The organism is Chamaesiphon sp. OTE_8_metabat_110, assembly GCF_031382685.1.
In the GTDB taxonomy this organism is placed as follows: domain Bacteria; phylum Cyanobacteriota; class Cyanobacteriia; order Cyanobacteriales; family Chamaesiphonaceae; genus Chamaesiphon.
Window position 1 is genome coordinate 1 of record NZ_JANMZA010000489.1, and the last position, 2,077, is coordinate 2,077.

Annotated in this window: 1 protein-coding gene and 1 pseudogene; both read right to left on the reverse strand. The window is 49.9% G+C overall.

Annotated features, from left to right (window positions below):
* Window positions 1-302 (reverse strand): annotated as a pseudogene (locus RMO52_RS18020) (hypothetical protein); the annotation flags it as partial.
* Between the two features lie 110 nt (window positions 303-412).
* On the reverse strand, window positions 413-2,077 hold a 1,665-nt coding region (locus RMO52_RS18025; RefSeq protein ID WP_310416986.1), incomplete at its 5' end, for a UPF0182 family protein.

The window sequence follows — 2,077 nt, forward strand, 5'->3', positions numbered from 1 at the left end:
GTTATCAATATTCCCAGCCGTTGTAGTTCTGCTCGATCCTCGCTCACGCTTGCTGACAAGCGATAAAAGTCAACCGTGGTGGGTGCAGCAGGTAAACCAACCAATTGATGCTCTAAGTTTGCCAGCCGAGCAGCGGCGGCGATCGATTGTTTTTGGCGGTTCATTAGACTAACCGATAGGGCAAGCGTTAAAGGTGTCGCTATATAAGCGACTTGCTGAGTCACAACCGCCGCAATACTCCCCAAAACTGACAGTCCGATCGAGGCAGACTCTACACCATTAAGATTATTTTTAATATTCACGAGATCCCAACACTTTCTATTTCAGAGATAGCAATATGATGTATTACTATTCGTTGTTGGCGATCGCTAATCGGGATGAAAAGTTAAAAATTAGTTAATTTCCGATGTAGTTAAGGCGGTGGAGAATTTACGGGAGATTTGAAAATGGTGGCTAGAGCTTGGGGTAAAGTTTCCGCCATCACGATCCGATTTTCATACGCCACAACTACCCTGATTAGGGTGGGAAGCTGATTTTGAGTGGCTTCGAGATAGAGTGGTTCGACGTATAATAGGGACTGCTCGATCGGGACGATGAGAAGATTCCCCTGTACCACCCGCGAACCTTGGCGATTCCAGAGCGAGATTTGGCTAGAGATTGCCGGATCTTGATTGATCCGCGCTTCGATTTGTTCGGGGCCGAAGATTTGGCGTTGCTTGGGGAAGGTGTACAGTAGTAATTTGCCATAATTCTCGCCGTCGGAACGCGCCGCCAGCCAAGCGACTAAATTACTTCGCTGTTGAGGCGTATAAGGCAATAGCAGCGTAAATTCGGGGACGGGGATCGTCGGTAAGCTGGTAATCAAATAATACGGCTCTACCAAGCGTGGCTTGTCGCCATAGACTTCGGTGGGAATTTGCCACTGATCCTCGCGATTGTAGAATACCTGCGGATCGGTCATATGATAGGTCATCAACCGATCGGATTGAATCTTGAAATAGTCTTGGGGATAGCGCAGATGTCGCCGCAGACTGAGAGGCATCGCACTTAGCGGTTTGAATACATCGGGAAAGATTTTCGCCCAGGTGGTGACGATCGGATCGCTCGGATCGGCGATATAAAAGCTCACCGAGCCATGATAAGCATCGATAACGACTTTGACTGAGTTGCGGATATAATTGATGCCTTCCTTGCCAATATCGGCGTAGGGATAGCGATCGCTAGTCGTATAGGCATCGACGATCCAATACAGAAAGCTCGGATCTTTGGCATCGGTAGGATTGCCTTGAGCATCTGTCGCAACTAGATACGGGTCTCGATCGTACCGCAAGAATGGGGCGATCGCGCGAATTCGTCGATCGATATTCCGGCGCAATAATAACTGCGTCTGGGGCAAAAATTCTGGTGTGAGCACCATCCGCCAATCATTCAAATATGTGGCAAATAGCAGTTTTCGCCCCAGCGAACCAATATTAATCCCACCCCTGCCGTCATAGCTGTTGTAAACATTATCATTACCACTGGGGTAGTCCAACTCTTTGACTTTAGTGCCCGTCATGATGTATGTATCGGTGCTTTCCCCATAATAAATGCGCGGTTGCCCGATCGGAATACTCGATCGAGCCGCACTAGCTGTCGTCAGGGGACGCCCCTGATTCGTACCGATATCTTTCACCAGATATTCTGGCAGTCCCCCGGTTGCTACCCGATTGACGGGACTGACGGTAAAGCCATAGCCGTGTGTATAGATCAGATGCTCGTTTACCCAGGTTTGGGCTTGTTTGGGCACGGCGGTATAGTCGAGTTCCCGTGCGGCGATCAAGACTTGTTGCTGCTCGGTAGCATTAGCCCCACCTGCTGGGTGCAACACATGCGGTGGTAACCTCCGCGTGGTTGCATCCGCTTTATACGGGGGGGTTGGGGGGGTAACACCAACCCCAACGGAGCCATTCTCCAACGCAAGCGAGAGTGGCGTTACAGGTAAAGCCTTCGGTTCGCAGGTTAAGGTATATCGATCGATATCGGCATCGGGAAAACGATAATAGAGGCGAATTTGTTGCAGTTGGCGATTGGTGGC